This is a genomic window from Microbacterium halophytorum (genome assembly GCF_002970975.1).
GTDB classification, from domain to species: Bacteria; Actinomycetota; Actinomycetes; order Actinomycetales; family Microbacteriaceae; genus Microbacterium; species Microbacterium halophytorum.
In genome coordinates this window covers 66,382-79,763 of the sequence record NZ_KZ672982.1, presented here as the reverse complement: position 1 = coordinate 79,763, position 13,382 = coordinate 66,382, and the positions used below count along the sequence as shown (strand labels likewise).

Genomic DNA, 13,382 nt, shown 5'->3' with positions numbered 1-13,382 from the left:
CGGAGGAGCGCCCGGGTGAGAATGGGGGGCATGACCGCAGACTTCACACACCTCGACTCGGCCGGGAACGCGCGGATGGTCGACGTCACCGCCAAGCAGCCCACCGTCCGCTCCGCAACGGCGAAGGGGCGCGTGACGATCGCCCCCGAGACGGTCTCTGCGCTGCGCGACGGCTCGGTGCCGAAGGGCGACGTGCTCGCCGTCGCCCGGATCGCGGGCATCCAGGGAGCGAAGAAGTGTGCAGAACTGCTGCCGCTCGCCCACATCATCGGCGTCCACGGTGCCGTCGTCGACCTGGAGATCACCGACGAGGGCGTCGAGATCTCCGCCACCATCCGCACGGCCGACCGCACGGGTGTCGAGATGGAGGCGCTGACGGCCGTGACGGTCGCGGGCCTCGCGATCGTCGACATGGTCAAGGGCATGGACCGCTCCGCCGCGATGACCGACATGCGGATCGTGGCGAAGTCGGGCGGTCGGAGCGGTTCGTGGGCGCGCGAGGGCGAATGACGGCCCCCGCCGCACCGGATGCGATCGTGCTGGCCGGCGGGCGAGCCTCGCGGCTGGGCGGCATCGACAAGCCCCGGATGTCGGTGGGAGGCAGCCGGCTGATCGACGACGTCGTGTCCGCATCCGCGGAAGCGGGGTGCCGGACGATCGTCGTCGCGGGGCCGGACGGGGCCGACGGGGTCCTTCCGCCCGTCACCCGCGTCCGGGAGGACCCTCCCTTCGGAGGCCCCGTTGCCGGCATCGCCGCCGCGCTCCCCCACGTCAGGACCGAACGCGTGCTGCTGCTCGCGGGCGACCTCGCGGACCCGTACGGGGTGCTCGAGCTGCTGCTGGGCGAGCGAACCCCCGCCGGCCCCGCGAGCGGGCTGTGCCTCGCGGACCAGGACGGCCGGGAGCAGTGGCTGGCCGGCGCCTACCCCACGCGGGGCATCCGCGACGGCGCTGCGGCGCTGCCGGACGGCGGCAGGGGCGCTTCCCTGCGGCAGCTGCTGCGCGGCATCCGGATCACCGCGATCCCCGCCCCGGCATCGGTCGTCCGAGACGTCGACACGTGGGAGGATGTCGACATCGCGGGGCGCGAGCGCGCCGCGCGGAGGGAGTGATCACCATGGCCGAGAACCGCACGCTTCCGCCGGAGGCGCTGGACGAGTGGACGCTCGCGGCGTGCGAGCGGCTCGGCCTCGACGCCGGCGACGTCTCGATCCCGCTCGTGCTCGACCTCGCGCGCGACATCGCGCACGGGGTCGCTCGCCCCGCCGCCCCGCTCAGCGCGTTCCTCGCCGGCCTCGCCGCCGGCCGCGCGGGCGGGTCACCCGCCGAGCAGGCCCAGGCCGTCGCGGCGCTGACCCGGCTCGCCGAGAGCTGGGCGACCGAGGCGCCGGAGGGCGCGCAGTGACGACCGTGAGGTACTTCGCCGCCGCCGAGGAGGCCGCCGGCCGCGCCGAGGAGGCGCGCTCGGAACCCACCCTCGACGCGCTCCGCTCGGCCCTCGCCGCCGATCACCCGGCGCTCGCGCCCATCCTGCCTCGCTGCGCCGTGCTGGTCGACGGCCGCCGGCGCGACGACGATGCGCCGCTGACGGGCGCGGAGACGGTCGACGTCCTGCCGCCCTTCGCCGGCGGCTGACGCGAGCCAGCGGCCGAACGCCGGCCGGGGTCAGCCCCCGAGGCCCTTCCAGACGGCGCTGCCGTCCGAGGCGAGCTGGCGCTTCCACACCGGCAGCTCGCGCTTGATGTCCTCGATCACCTGACGGCACGCGGCGAAAGCCTCGCCCCGATGCGCCGCCGAGACCGCGATCACGACGGCCGCGTCGCCCACGGCGAGCCGCCCGATGCGGTGGCTCACGGCGACGCGGGCGCCGTGCTCCTCTGCCGCGCGCCGGGCGAGCTCCCCGAGCGTGCGCTCGGCGTCGGGGTGCGACGTGTACTCGAGCGCGTCGACGGCGCCGGATGCGTCCGGGTCGTGGTCGCGCACGCGGCCGATGAACGACGTCTCGGCGCCGGCCTCCGCGTGCTCGACGGCCGCGAGGTGGGCGGCGACGTCGAGCGGCTCCTCGCTGATGCGTGCGATCGTGACGGGGCTCATCCGGCGTCCTCCTGGGGTCCGTGATCGTGGTGACCGCGCGTCGGGTGGTCGCCCCCGTCGAGTTGCGAGACGACGTGCTCGGCGACCGAGAGGACGATCGCCATGCCGTCGCGCACGGCCGACGGCGAACCGGGCAGGTTGACGATGAGCGCTCCCGCGGCGAGCCCGCTCAGCCCTCGGGAGAGCATACCGGCCGGCAGCGCACGCGCCCCCGCGCGGCGCAGCTCCTCCGCGATGCCGGGGATCTCCCGCTCGATGACGCGCGCCGTCCCCTCCGGCGTGAGGTCGCGCGGGCCGACCCCCGTTCCGCCGGTCGTCACGACGACCCTGGCTCCCCCGCCGATCGCCTCGCGCAGGGCACGCTCGACGCTGGCCGCACCATCCGGAACGATCGCGGCGTCGGCGCAGGCGAAGCCCGCGCCGCGCAGCGCGCCGACGGCGATCGGGCCGCCGGAATCGGCTCGCTCGCCCGCGGCCGAGCGGTCGCTCACCGTGATGACGGCGGCGCTGACCCCGCTCGTCACGCGCGGCGCTCGAGCCGCACGACGACGGCCTTCGACGTCGGGGTGCCGCTGACGTCGGCGAACGACTCCAGCGGCACGAGCACGTTCGTCTCGGGGTAGTAGGCCGCGGCGTTCCTGCGGGGCGTGTCGTACGCGACGAGGCGGAACTCCTCGGCCCTGCGCTCCTCCAGGCCGGCGGGGCCGTCCCACTCCGACACGAGGTCGACGATGTCGCCCTCACTGAAGCCCGCCTCCGCGATGTCCTCGGTGTTGATCAGGACGACGCGCCGGCCGTTGTGGATGCCGCGGTAGCGGTCGTCCTTGCCGTAGATCGTGGTGTTGAACTGGTCGTGCGAGCGCAGCGTCTGCAGCAGGAGGCGCCCCTCCGGGATGTGCGGGTACTCGAGCGCGTTCGCCGTGAACATCGCCTTGCCCGTCGCCGTCCTGAACTCGCGCGCGTCGCGGGGGCCGTTCGGCAGGTAGAACGTGCGGCCCTTCTCGATCCGCTTCTCGTAGTCCTCGAAGCCGGGGACGACGCGCGAGATGTGGTGCCGCACGCGCGAGTAGTCGTTCTCGAGCCCGTTCCAGTCGGCCCGCGGCGCGTTCTCGCGCCCCGCGAAGACGAGGCCGGCGAGACGCGCGATGATGGCCGTCTCGCTGAGCATGCCCTCCTTCGGCGGCGCGAGGCGCCCGCGCGAGGCGTGCACGGCGCCCATCGAATCCTCGACCGTGACGCGCTGGTCCCCGCCCCCGCGGGTGTCGCGGTCGGTGCGGCCGAGCACCGGCAGGATGACCGCCCGCGCGCCCGTGACGACGTGGGAGCGGTTCAGCTTCGTCGAGATCTGCACCGTCATCCGGGTGCGGCGCATGCCCTCCTCGACCGCGGCGGTGTCGGGCGTCGCGCTCAGGAAGTTGCCGCCGAGCGCCATGAAGAGCTTCGCCTCGCCCGCCTGCATCGCGCGGATCGCCGCGACCGTGTCGTGGCCGTGCTCGCGGGGCGAGGCGAACGCGAATTCGGCGTTGAGCGCATCGAGGAACGACTCGGGCGGCTTCTCGTAGATGCCGACCGTGCGATCGCCCTGCACGTTCGAATGGCCGCGGACGGGGCACACACCGGCGCCCTCCCTGCCGATGTTCCCCTGCAGGAGAAGCACGCTGACGACGTCGCGCAACGTCGCGACGGAATGCTTGTGCTGCGTGAGGCCCATCGCCCAGCAGACGATCGTCGATCCGGACGCCCTGACGCGCTCGGCGACCCCGCGCATCCGGTCTTCGCTGAGGCCCGTCGCCTCCTCGAGGTCGGCCCACGGCACCGATCCGACGGCGGTCGCGTAGTCGTCGAAGCCCGAGGTGTGCGCATCGACGAAGGAGCGGTCGACAACGCCGGGCGATTCCTGCTCCTTCTCGAGCAGGTGCTTGCCGATCGCCTGGAACAGCGCCTGGTCTCCGCCCAGGCGGATCTGCACGAAGTCATCGGCGAGCTTCGTCCCGCCGAACACCACGCCGCGAGGCGTCTGCGGGTTGTTGAAGTGCATCAGCCCCGCCTCCGGCAGAGGGTTGACGGCGATGATGGTCGCGCCGTTCTGCTTCGCCTTCTCGAGCGCCGTGAGCATGCGGGGGTGGTTCGTGCCGGGGTTCTGGCCCGCGATGATCAGGAGCTCGGCCCTGTGGATGTCTTCGATCGACACCGTGCCCTTGCCGATCCCGAGCGTTTCGCCGAGGGCCGAACCGCTCGACTCGTGGCACATGTTCGAGCAATCAGGCATGTTGTTGGTGCCGAGGCCCCGCACGAGGAGCTGGTACAGGAACGCGGACTCGTTCGACGCGCGGCCCGAGGTGTAGAAGATCGCTTCGTTCGGGTCGTCGAGCGCGCGCAGTTCGTCGGCAACGGTCTGCAGCGCGTCGTGCCAAGAGATCGGTCGGTAATGGGTCGCGCCCTCGTCGAGGATCATCGGGTCGCTGAGGCGGCCCTGCTGGCCGAGCCACCAGTCGTCGTGCTCGGCCAGCTCCGCGACGGAATGCCGCGAGAAGAACTCCGGCTCCACTCTCCGGATCGTCGCCTCCTCCGCGACCGCCTTCGCGCCGTTCTCGCAGAACTCCGCGACGTGCCGCTTGTCGGTCTCGGGCCACGCACAGCCGGGGCAGTCGAAGCCGTCCTTCTGGTTCACGCGCAGGAGCGTCTCCGCGCTGCGCCTGACCCCCATCTGATCGACAGCGATCTTGAGGGAGTTCAGGACGGCCGGGACCCCGACCGCCTCGCGCTTGCGCTCCCCGACGGTCAGCATCGACTCGTCGATATCCGCTGTCGGTGCCTTCTTCGCCATGCCCTCATGCTAAACCTCGCGCACCCTCCGCGGGCCTGCTCGACGGGGGTATCGTCGAGGCGTGGGGGATGATCAGGCGGCTCGCGAGCAGCTGGCCGCGCTCGTGCACGACCGGGCGCTGTTCTCGGACTGGCTCGGCGCGCTCCCGTTCGGCGACGACTCGCGACCGGCCGCGGTTCTCGTGCTCTTCGGCGTGCTCGACGACGTCGCCGCCGATCGGGGTGCCGCCCACCGCGCGGTCTCGACGGACCTGGACGTGCTGCTCCTCGCCCGTGCTCAGACGCTCCGCTCCCACGCCGGCCAGGTCGCGTTCCCCGGAGGCCGCATCGACCCCGGCGATCGCGACGTCGTGGATGCCGCGCTGCGCGAGGCCGTGGAGGAGACGGGGCTCGACCGCGCGGGCGTCGACGTGCTCGGCACGCTCCCTGAGCTGCCCCTCCCCTTCTCGTCGCACCGGGTGACGCCTGTGCTCGGCTGGTGGGCGCGGCCGACTCCCGTCGGAGTCGTCGACGAGCGCGAGTCCTCGTCGGTCTTCCGTGTGCCCGTCGCGGAGCTCCTCGACCCGGCCGAGCGGTTCTCGACCCGGATCCGCCGCGCGGGCGAGACGATGACCGGCCCCGGCTGGCGGGTCGGCCCCGGGCGCGATCAGCTGCTCTGGGGTTTCACAGCGGGCGTGCTCGACCGAATGTTCTCTGCCCTCGGCTGGGCCGAGCCGTGGGACACTGAACGGTTCGTCGAGCTCTGACACGGCCCGCGAGCGGGGGCGGCCTCGGCGCCCTCGGCGGCCCTCCCGGTTAGGCTTGTCTGGTGCAGCTCGAGCCCCTGTTCCGCCGCGTCGACCGCCTCGCGGGCGGGCGCGACCGGGACTTCCGCGTACCGGGAGCCGCCGCGCCGGGGGCCGCGAAGGCCCTTGCGATCGTCGGCGTCATCCTGGTCGTCTGCCTGTTGCTCGGCGGAGGCACGGTCATCGCGGTCTTCTGGCTGTTCGCAGCGGGCCACGACGTGAGCCTGCCCGTCTGGGTGCGCGGGCTCGTCATCCTCGGCATCACCGCGTCGCTGTTCTACTTCCTCTGGCGCGCCTGGATCGGCTGGTACTGGGCCTTCCGACGCCTGCAGCTGTTCACGCGGGTGTTCCCGATCATCGCGCTCGCGCTCACGGCGATCCCCGGATTCTTCCCGACGTGGATGATCGTCGAGCAGCTCGTCTTCGCCGCCCTCCTCGTCGCCGCGACGGTCATCCTGTCGTCGGCGCCGATCCGCGCGGCATTCCCGAAACCCGACCGTCCCTCGCGGCGGCTGGCACGACCCGGTTCCGCCGGGTAACGCATCACGAAGGAGCATCATGCCCACGACAGTCAAGGCATTCGGCGCGTTCGGCGCCGACGAGAAGCTGGTCCCCCTCGAGATCACCCGACGCGACGTCGGCGAGAACGACGTCGCCATCGCCATCCGATACGCCGGCATCTGCCACAGCGACATCCACACCATCCGCGGCGAGTGGGGCGAGATCGCCTACCCGCAGGTCGTGGGCCACGAGATCGTCGGCGAGGTCACCGCCGTCGGTTCGGCCGTGACCGGGCACGCCGTCGGCGACCGCGTCGGCGTCGGCTGCATGGTGGGCTCGTGCGGCGAGTGCGACTACTGCCGCGCCGGCGACGAGCACTACTGCGAGAAGGGCAACATCGGCACGTACGCGGCGAAGGACGTCGACGGCACGATCACGCAGGGCGGCTACTCGACCGACGTGGTCGTCGACGCCGGCTTCGTGCTCAAAGTGCCGGAGTCGATCCCGTACGACAAGGCCGCACCGCTGCTGTGCGCCGGCATCACCACGTACTCGCCGCTCGCCCGCTGGGGCGCGGGCCCCGGCAAGCGCGTCGCGGTCGTCGGCATGGGCGGCCTCGGCCACATGGCGGTGAAGATCGCCGTCGCGATGGGCGCGGAGGTCACCGTGCTGTCCCGCTCCGACGCGAAGAAGGACGACGCGCTCGCGTTCGGCGCCGTCGCGCACGTCGCCACCGGGCAGGAGGGCGCGCTGCAGGCTCTCGCCAACAGCTTCGACCTTGTCATCAGCACGCTCAGCGTGCCGTTCGACATCGACGCCTACCTCGCCACGCTCCGCCCGCACGGAGCGCTCGTCAACGTCGGCATGCCGCCGGAGGCGCTCGAGATCCACGCGGGTTCGGTCGTGATGGGCGGCAAGTCGTTCTCGGGCAGCAACATCGGCTCGATCCGCGAGACCCAGGAGATGCTGGACTTCTGCGCCGAGCACGGCATCGCGCCGGAGACGGAGCTGATCGCCGCTTCGCAGATCAACGACGCCTACGAGCGCACCGTCGCGGGCGACGTCCGGTACCGCTTCGTGATCGACACGGCGACGCTCGCGGCCTGACGCGTCGGAGGTCGCCCGGATCGTGCGTCATGATCGATCCGTGACCAACGACTCCGATGATGCCGAGCGGGCCGACCGCGGCGACGCGGTCGGCCCGCTCGCGCTGGCGTGCGGCGTCCTCGCGGGCGTCTTCCTCCTCATCCCCGTGATCGGGGACCTCATCGCCGCGACCCCGGCCGTCGCCGCGCTCGCGCTGGGCGCCGTCGGCATCATCCGGCACGAGCGCGGCCGATCGCGACGCATCGCCCTCGCGGCGATCGGCGCGATCCTCGGGGCTCTCGTGCTGGGCGCGATCGGCATCCTGTTCGTCGCCTCCCTCGCACAGGCGCACCCCTGAGCCACGACGGAAACGGCGGCCCGGTCGCACCCTGCGCGGCGCCGCCTCCCGCTCCGTTCGCGGCCCTCGCGCCGCCGCTGCCCGGAGCTGCGACCGCGGCGGCATAGGCTGGAGGGCGTGTCACAGCGCCGCACCCTCACCAGCCTGATCATCGCGGGTGTCGCCGCCCTCTTCGGCGTCGGCCGTCGCCGCGAACGCGCCGGAACCGGCACGGCCGTCGGGCAGCGGGGACGCACCGCGACGGTCGAGCTCGACCCGAGCCGAGTCCGCGGCGTGCGGCTCGCCTACGCCCCGCGGCGCGACGGGGCTCCGAGCGCGGGCGAGATCGTCTGGACCTGGGTGCCGTACGCCGAGAACGACGGGCGTGGCAAGGACCGCCCCGTGCTCGTGATCGCCCGGCAATCAGCGGACCGCGTGTACGCCGTCAAGCTGACGAGTAAGAACGCCAGCGGCCGGCGCGACAGGGTCGGCATCGGCTCGGGCCCCTGGGACTCGCAGGGACGCCCGTCGTGGGTCGACACCGACCAGCTGTACAGCGTGCACCACGACGGCATGAGGCGCGAGGCCGCGACCCTCGATCTCGAGAAGTACACACGCGTCGCCCACGAGCTGCAGCAGCGCTTCGGCTGGAAGGTGAAGTAGGGCCTCGGCGGTCTCCGGGGCGCAGTGTGCCGCCGATCAGTGCGCCGCGCCGAGCTCGACCAGGAGCACGCCGGCGATGATGAGTCCCATGCCGCGCAGCATCCGCTTCGTGAGCGGGTCCTTCCAGATCGCGCGCGCGGCGGTCGCCACGAGCACGATGCCGACCGCGGCCCACGTTCCGTACGCGACGCCGACAGGCATGCCGCTCGCGAGCGTGAGGCCGAGGAAGGCGAACGCGAGTGCGTACCCTGCGATGATCGGGGCGATCCAGCGCCGGCGACGGAGCCCGTCGGAAGCGCGCAGGCTCAGCGTCCCCGCGACCTCGAAGACGATCGACAGCAGCAGCCATACCCACGTCACGATCCGCCGCCGATCCGCTCACCGGCGCCGTGCGCCGGCGACGAGCCCGTCTCGACCACGACGACCCCCACGATCAGCAGGGCGATCCCGAGCACCTGCACGACGGTGAGCGTCTCGCCGAAGATCGCGACGCCCAGCAGAGCGACGAGGCCGACGCCGCACGCGCTCCAGGTGCCGTACGCCGTCCCGAGCGCGGCACCGGCGCGCAGCGTGAGGGCGAGGAGGGCGAACGCCGACGCGTAGCCGGCGACGACCAGGACGAGCCAGCCCGGATGATCGACGGATGCCCGCAGGGAGAGCGTCGCCGCGACCTCCGTGACGATCGCTCCGGCCAGGAACAGCCATCTCTTCACAGGATCCCCTCCACGCGTGCGCTCCCAGTCTCCCGGAACGGGGGCCCGAGCGCACGCCGGCCCGCCGCGGCGATCGCCCTGTGACCTCCGTGCCGGAACACCGCCGGAACGCGGTGTCGTCACTCGCCCGCCATCGGCACCGCATAGGATCTGCTGATGGTCATGCTCGCCGTACTGCTCCTCGTCAATGCCGCGTTCCACGCGCTCACCTGGCCGAACTTCTATCGCCGCGTCGTCAGGGACCCGCGCTCCCGGGACGAGAACGGGCGCGCCACGAAGTTCCTCACGGTGCACCTCGTCCTGTTCATCGCCGCGATGGTGATCGCCGCCGCGTCGCTGTTCGCGGCGATCGCGGCGCTCGCCGGCGCACTGTAACCGCGGAACCGCCCGCCGCGTCGCGCCGACGCGATCGCCCGATCTCGCCCGCATCACACCAGGAGCACCATGTCCCCGTCCCCCGTTGAGCGCCGCGCCCGCGTCGCGATCATGGTGGCGTTCGCCACGAACGGTGCTCTTCCGGCGACCCTGCTCGCCCGCTACGCCGAGGTCAAGGAGTTCCTCGGGCTCGGCGACGCGGCCTTCGGCGTGCTGATCGCTTCGTACATGATCGGCTCGGCCTGCTCCTTCCACCTGCCGGGCGTCATCCTGCGCCGCTTCGGCATGCGCGCGACGGCCTCGTTCGGAACCGTCTGGATCGCCGTCACGATCACGGCGGCGGCGGTCGGGGTCGCCACGGGGCAGCCCTGGCTCTTCGCCGTCGGCATGGCGCTGTGCGGGTTGGGGGACGCCGTCGTCGACGTGGCTCAGAACGCGCAGGGCCTGCGCGTCCAGGCGGCCTACGGGCGCTCCCTCCTCAACTCGATGCACGGCGGGTGGAGCATCGGCGCGGCCACCGGCGGCGCGGTCGGCGCGCTGGCCGCGACGCTCGGCGTCCCGCTCGTGGCACACATCGCGGTGTGGGCGCTGCTCTGCGTCGCGAGCATGACGCTGTCGGCGATCCGGTTCCTGCCGGACATCCAGGGCGCGCCTGACGAGGAGCGGCCCCACGGCCGGATCGGGCGCGCTGCGCTCTGGCACCTCGCCCCTCTCGGCCTGGTCGCGCTCGCCGGCATGTCGGTCGAAGACATCGGCAACAACTGGTCCGCCGTCCTCCTCAGCTCCGAACGCGGCATGCCGGCCGCGTCCGCGGGCATCGGGCTGAGCATCATGCTCGGTGCCCAGTTCATCGGGCGCATGACGGGCGACCGCTTCATCGACGCGGTCGGGCGCCGCGCTGCCCTGATCACGAGCCTCGTCCTCGTGTTCATCGGTCTGCTCGGCACGGCGTGGGCGCCGACCGCATGGCTGACGATCGCCGCGCTCGCGCTGGCGGGCCTGGGGTGTGCCATCACGATCCCGCTGGCGTTCTCCGTAGCCGACGAGATCCCCGGCATCCCCCCGCACTCCGGCGTCACCGCAGTCGGGTGGCTGATGCGGGTCGCGACCGTGCTGCTCGCGCCGACCGTCGGCGGCATCGCGGCGCTGTCGTCGCTGTCGGTCGCCATCACCTGCATCGCCTGCATCTCCCTCGTCGCGCTCGTGACGCAGCTGCGCCCGCAGCGCGGCTGACCGCAGCCGACCGTAGACTGGCCCCGACCGAGCCGCTTCGGGAAGGACCAGACCGGATGACCACAAACGCACCCGTCGCTATCGTCACGGGGGCCACGGGCGGCATGGGCCGCGAGATCGTGCGCGATCTGGCCGCCGATCACCACGTGATCGCCGTCGGCAGGAACACCGAGCGCCTCGCCGAGCTCGCTGAGTCGACCGGTGCCGACACGTGGGCCGCGGACATCGCCGAGCCCGAGGCCCTCGCCGAGCGCATCGCTGCGCTCGACCGCGTGGATGTCCTGGCGCACGTGGCCGCCATCGCCCACCCGCTCGCGGTCGCGGAAGCCACGCGCGAGGAGTGGGACGCTCACTTCGCGATCAACGTCACCGCGCCCGCGCTGCTCACCAGGGCGGCGCTGCCGGCGCTCAGGCGCTCCTCCGGCACCGTCGTCTTCATCGGTTCGGGCGCGAGCACGCGGCCCGTGCCGGGGAGCGCCGTCTACGCCGCGAGCAAGCACGCGCTCAAGGGCCTCGCCGATACGCTCCGCATCGACGAGGAGCCGCATCGCGTGCGCGTCGCGACGGTGTCGCCCGGCCAGACGGACACCGAGATGCTGCGGGCCATGGTGCCCGAGGCGTCGTACACCCCCGATCGCTACGTCCGCCCCGACTCGGTCGCCGCGGCGGTCCGGTTCGTCATCGACGCGCCGGCCGACGTGCACATCACCGATCTCCCGGTGCGGCCGCGCCAGGAGATCGCCCGGCTCTGAGCCCGCGCGGCCTCAGCCGATGCTCTGGGCGAGACCGATCAGAACGCCCTCGGGGCCCCGGATGTAACAGAGCCGGTAGACGTCCTCGTACTGCACGACCTCCGGACCGACGAGCTCCGCACCGTAGGGCCGCAACCGGGCGAGGGTATCGTCGATGTCGTCGACCTCGAACATCACCCGAAGGTAGCCGAGCGCATTCACCGGCGCCCGGCGGTTGTCCGCCACGACGGTGGGTTCGAGGAACCGCGAGAGCTCGAGCCTGCCGTGCCCGTCGGGCGTGCGCATCATCGCGACCTCGACGCGCTGGTCTCCGAGCCCCGTGACGCGCCCGGCCCACTCCCCCTCGGCCACGGCGCGGCCCTCGAGCTCGAGGCCCAGCTCGCGGAAGAAGTCGATCGCGATCGTCAGGTCCTCGACCACGATTCCGACGTTGTCCATCCGGATGCCCATGCGGCGAGGTTAGCCCGTCAGCGACTCCAACGGAACAGGCGAACGGCGGCCGCACCGCCGATCGCCGCGGCCGCGGCCAGGGCGACGACCGGCTCCCACGGCAGGGGCTCGCCGACCCACGCGTGCTGCAGCGCCTCGACGCCCGCGCCGTACGGCAGCCACGCGCCCACGACCGCTACGACTTCCGGGAGCTGCTCCTTCCCGCCGAAGAGCCCGCCGGCCGCGCCGATGCCGAAGAACACGACGAGCCCGATCGCGACGGCCGCGTTCGGAGTCGGCGCTACTGCCGCGACGATCATTCCGACGGCGTACATCGCGGCGCACACGAGCAGGAACGCACCGATCGCGGCCACGGCTTGTTCGGGCCCCACGATGCCGAACACCGCCGCCGCGGCAGCCACCGCGATGCCCACTCCGACCAGGGTCTGCGCGAGCGACGTCACCACCTGGGCGACCAGCAGCATCGCCGGATGCGCCGGCGTCGCGGCGAGCCGCTTCAACAGGCCTCCTTTCCGGTAGGCGGCGAGGAACGACGGCATGTTCACCACGCCGACGAGCGCGACCACCATGACGAGCAGAATCGGCAGCACGAACAACTCGAACACGCTGCGCCCACCGGAGCCCGGCAGGATCTGCTCGGACGGTGCGGCGCCCTGGGTGAGCAGCAAGAGGGTCGGCATGCCGATCGGGATGATCAGGCCCGCCGTGTCGCGGACCACGGAGCGCGTCTCGGCCAGAACGAGCTGCCCCCAGGCCCGCATCCCCGGGTGTGCGGGCCTGGGAACGCCGTATCCGTTGCCGATCATGAGCTGCTCCTCGCGCCGCCGCGGCCCCGCAGCCGCAGGAACGCCTCCTCCAGGTCTTCCGCGCGCGTTCGCTCGATGACGTCCGCCGGGGTCCCCTCGATCGCGATCCTGCCGCGCTCGAGCATCACGAGCCGATCGCAGAGCCGCTCGACCTCGGTCATCGAGTGGCTCACCAGCAGGATCGTGACTCCCTCCTCGCGGAGCTCTTCGATCATCCGCCAGACCTCGTGGCGGCCTTCCGGGTCCAGCCCCGTGGTCAGCTCATCGAGGATGACGATGCGCGGGCCTCCGATCAGGGCCGCCGCGACGGAGAGCCGTTGCTGCTGCCCACCCGAGAGCCGTTGGGCGCGGGTGCCGGCCACCTGACGCAGCCCGAGGGCGTCAATCAGGGCATCCGGATCGACGCCCTGGCGATAGAACGACCGATGCAGTCGCAGGTTCTCCGCGACGGTGAGGTCTTCGTGCATCGCGGCATTCTGGAGCTGCACCCCCAGGACCGAGCGCACCCGGGCCCGGTCCCGGATGGGGTCGAGCCCCCGCACCCGAACACGGCCGGCCGTCGGCCGCCGCAGACCGACGATCGTCTCGACGAGCGTCGTCTTGCCCGCGCCGTTCGCGCCGAGGATCCCCACGGCGCCGCCGGGCTCGACGTGCAGGTCGACGCCGTCGAGAGCCGTCTTCCGACCGTATCGGCGCGTCAGCCCGGTGACCGCCACTGCTGGTTCCATCATGCGAACGACGCTATGGATGACACGGCTCGG

Annotated in this window: 20 protein-coding genes; 12 read left to right on the top strand and 8 right to left on the bottom strand. The window is 72.4% G+C overall.

The genetic code is table 11. From position 1 onward, the window contains the following. Window positions 1-30: 30 nt before the first annotated feature. From moaC to C0010_RS00350, 4 genes are read left to right on the top strand one after another with little or no spacing between them, the layout of a single operon-like run. Window positions 31-510, top strand: a complete 480-nt coding sequence (gene moaC, locus C0010_RS00365) for a cyclic pyranopterin monophosphate synthase MoaC (protein ID WP_105565525.1) — start codon at window positions 31-33, stop codon at window positions 508-510. Further along, window positions 507-1,112 carry a molybdenum cofactor guanylyltransferase gene (gene mobA, locus C0010_RS00360; protein WP_105565089.1) on the top strand — a complete coding sequence of 202 codons (606 nt, stop codon included), beginning with the start codon at window positions 507-509 and terminating at the stop codon, window positions 1,110-1,112. The genes moaC and mobA overlap by 4 nt, the downstream gene beginning before the upstream one ends. Window positions 1,113-1,117: 5 nt before the next feature. After that, the gene (locus C0010_RS00355; protein WP_105565524.1) at window positions 1,118-1,405 is read left to right on the top strand and encodes a DUF6457 domain-containing protein; all 288 of its coding nucleotides are present in this window, start codon (window positions 1,118-1,120) and stop codon (window positions 1,403-1,405) included. Then, a complete protein-coding gene (locus C0010_RS00350; protein ID WP_105565088.1) occupies window positions 1,402-1,635 on the top strand; it encodes a MoaD/ThiS family protein in 234 nt (77 codons plus the stop codon). Before C0010_RS00355 ends, C0010_RS00350 begins: the two co-directional genes overlap by 4 nt. 30 nt (window positions 1,636-1,665) lie before the next feature. On the opposite strand, the gene C0010_RS00345 is transcribed toward C0010_RS00350, so the two are convergent. From C0010_RS00345 to C0010_RS00335, 3 genes are read right to left on the bottom strand one after another with little or no spacing between them, the layout of a single operon-like run. Beyond that, entirely contained in the window at window positions 1,666-2,094 is a 429-nt protein-coding gene (locus tag C0010_RS00345; protein ID WP_105565087.1) for a molybdenum cofactor biosynthesis protein MoaE, read from the bottom strand. Beyond that, a complete protein-coding gene (locus tag C0010_RS00340) occupies window positions 2,091-2,618 on the bottom strand; it encodes a MogA/MoaB family molybdenum cofactor biosynthesis protein (protein ID WP_105565086.1) in 528 nt (175 codons plus the stop codon). The genes C0010_RS00345 and C0010_RS00340 overlap by 4 nt, the downstream gene beginning before the upstream one ends. Continuing rightward, complete coding sequence (locus C0010_RS00335; RefSeq protein WP_105565085.1) at window positions 2,615-4,921, bottom strand: FdhF/YdeP family oxidoreductase; 2,307 nt, start codon at window positions 4,919-4,921, stop codon at window positions 2,615-2,617. The genes C0010_RS00340 and C0010_RS00335 overlap by 4 nt, the downstream gene beginning before the upstream one ends. Before the next feature lie 61 nt (window positions 4,922-4,982). Here C0010_RS00335 and C0010_RS00330 point away from each other — a divergent pair, with 61 nt between their 5' ends. From C0010_RS00330 to C0010_RS00310, 5 genes are all read left to right on the top strand, one after another. Continuing rightward, window positions 4,983-5,666, top strand: a complete 684-nt coding sequence (locus C0010_RS00330; protein WP_105565084.1) for an NUDIX hydrolase — start codon at window positions 4,983-4,985, stop codon at window positions 5,664-5,666. A gap of 62 nt (window positions 5,667-5,728) precedes the next feature. Then, on the top strand, window positions 5,729-6,244 hold the full coding sequence (locus tag C0010_RS00325) for a hypothetical protein (protein ID WP_232531649.1): 516 nt from the start codon (window positions 5,729-5,731) through the stop codon (window positions 6,242-6,244). A gap of 19 nt (window positions 6,245-6,263) precedes the next feature. Further along, window positions 6,264-7,313 carry an NAD(P)-dependent alcohol dehydrogenase gene (locus tag C0010_RS00320; RefSeq protein ID WP_105565082.1) on the top strand — a complete coding sequence of 350 codons (1,050 nt, stop codon included), beginning with the start codon at window positions 6,264-6,266 and terminating at the stop codon, window positions 7,311-7,313. A gap of 40 nt (window positions 7,314-7,353) precedes the next feature. After that, window positions 7,354-7,650 (top strand): hypothetical protein, encoded by a 297-nt coding sequence (locus C0010_RS00315; protein ID WP_105565081.1) that lies wholly within the window; start codon window positions 7,354-7,356, stop codon window positions 7,648-7,650. Window positions 7,651-7,767: 117 nt separating this feature from the next. Beyond that, window positions 7,768-8,292 (top strand): type II toxin-antitoxin system PemK/MazF family toxin, encoded by a 525-nt coding sequence (locus C0010_RS00310; protein WP_174150315.1) that lies wholly within the window; start codon window positions 7,768-7,770, stop codon window positions 8,290-8,292. 36 nt (window positions 8,293-8,328) lie between these two features. Here C0010_RS00310 and C0010_RS00305 read toward each other — a convergent pair whose 3' ends face one another. Together C0010_RS00305 and C0010_RS00300 are read right to left on the bottom strand one after the other, a co-directional pair. Continuing rightward, window positions 8,329-8,652 (bottom strand): DMT family transporter, encoded by a 324-nt coding sequence (locus tag C0010_RS00305; RefSeq protein WP_105565079.1) that lies wholly within the window; start codon window positions 8,650-8,652, stop codon window positions 8,329-8,331. Beyond that, window positions 8,649-9,005 carry a DMT family transporter gene (locus C0010_RS00300; protein ID WP_105565078.1) on the bottom strand — a complete coding sequence of 119 codons (357 nt, stop codon included), beginning with the start codon at window positions 9,003-9,005 and terminating at the stop codon, window positions 8,649-8,651. Before C0010_RS00300 ends, C0010_RS00305 begins: the two co-directional genes overlap by 4 nt. Before the next feature lie 156 nt (window positions 9,006-9,161). Between C0010_RS00300 and C0010_RS00295 the strand changes: the two genes are divergently transcribed. The 3 genes from C0010_RS00295 to C0010_RS00285 all read left to right on the top strand — a co-directional run bounded on the left by C0010_RS00295 (window position 9,162) and on the right by C0010_RS00285 (window position 11,365). Beyond that, window positions 9,162-9,380: an SCO4848 family membrane protein gene (locus tag C0010_RS00295; protein WP_174150313.1), complete on the top strand. Its 219-nt coding sequence runs from the start codon at window positions 9,162-9,164 to the stop codon at window positions 9,378-9,380. A gap of 69 nt (window positions 9,381-9,449) precedes the next feature. Further along, window positions 9,450-10,613 (top strand): MFS transporter, encoded by a 1,164-nt coding sequence (locus C0010_RS00290; RefSeq protein WP_105565076.1) that lies wholly within the window; start codon window positions 9,450-9,452, stop codon window positions 10,611-10,613. Window positions 10,614-10,669: 56 nt separating this feature from the next. After that, entirely contained in the window at window positions 10,670-11,365 is a 696-nt protein-coding gene (locus C0010_RS00285; protein ID WP_105565075.1) for an SDR family oxidoreductase, read from the top strand. 12 nt (window positions 11,366-11,377) lie between these two features. Here the strand turns inward: C0010_RS00285 and C0010_RS00280 are convergent, their stop codons facing one another. The 3 genes from C0010_RS00280 to C0010_RS00270 are packed head-to-tail and all read right to left on the bottom strand — an operon-like array spanning window position 11,378 to window position 13,352. Continuing rightward, on the bottom strand, window positions 11,378-11,815 hold the full coding sequence (locus C0010_RS00280; RefSeq protein WP_105565074.1) for a VOC family protein: 438 nt from the start codon (window positions 11,813-11,815) through the stop codon (window positions 11,378-11,380). Window positions 11,816-11,832: 17 nt separating this feature from the next. After that, window positions 11,833-12,621 carry an ABC transporter permease gene (locus tag C0010_RS00275; protein WP_105565073.1) on the bottom strand — a complete coding sequence of 263 codons (789 nt, stop codon included), beginning with the start codon at window positions 12,619-12,621 and terminating at the stop codon, window positions 11,833-11,835. Continuing rightward, window positions 12,618-13,352, bottom strand: a complete 735-nt coding sequence (locus C0010_RS00270; protein WP_105565072.1) for an ABC transporter ATP-binding protein — start codon at window positions 13,350-13,352, stop codon at window positions 12,618-12,620. Before C0010_RS00270 ends, C0010_RS00275 begins: the two co-directional genes overlap by 4 nt. Between the last annotated feature and the right edge of the window lie 30 nt (window positions 13,353-13,382).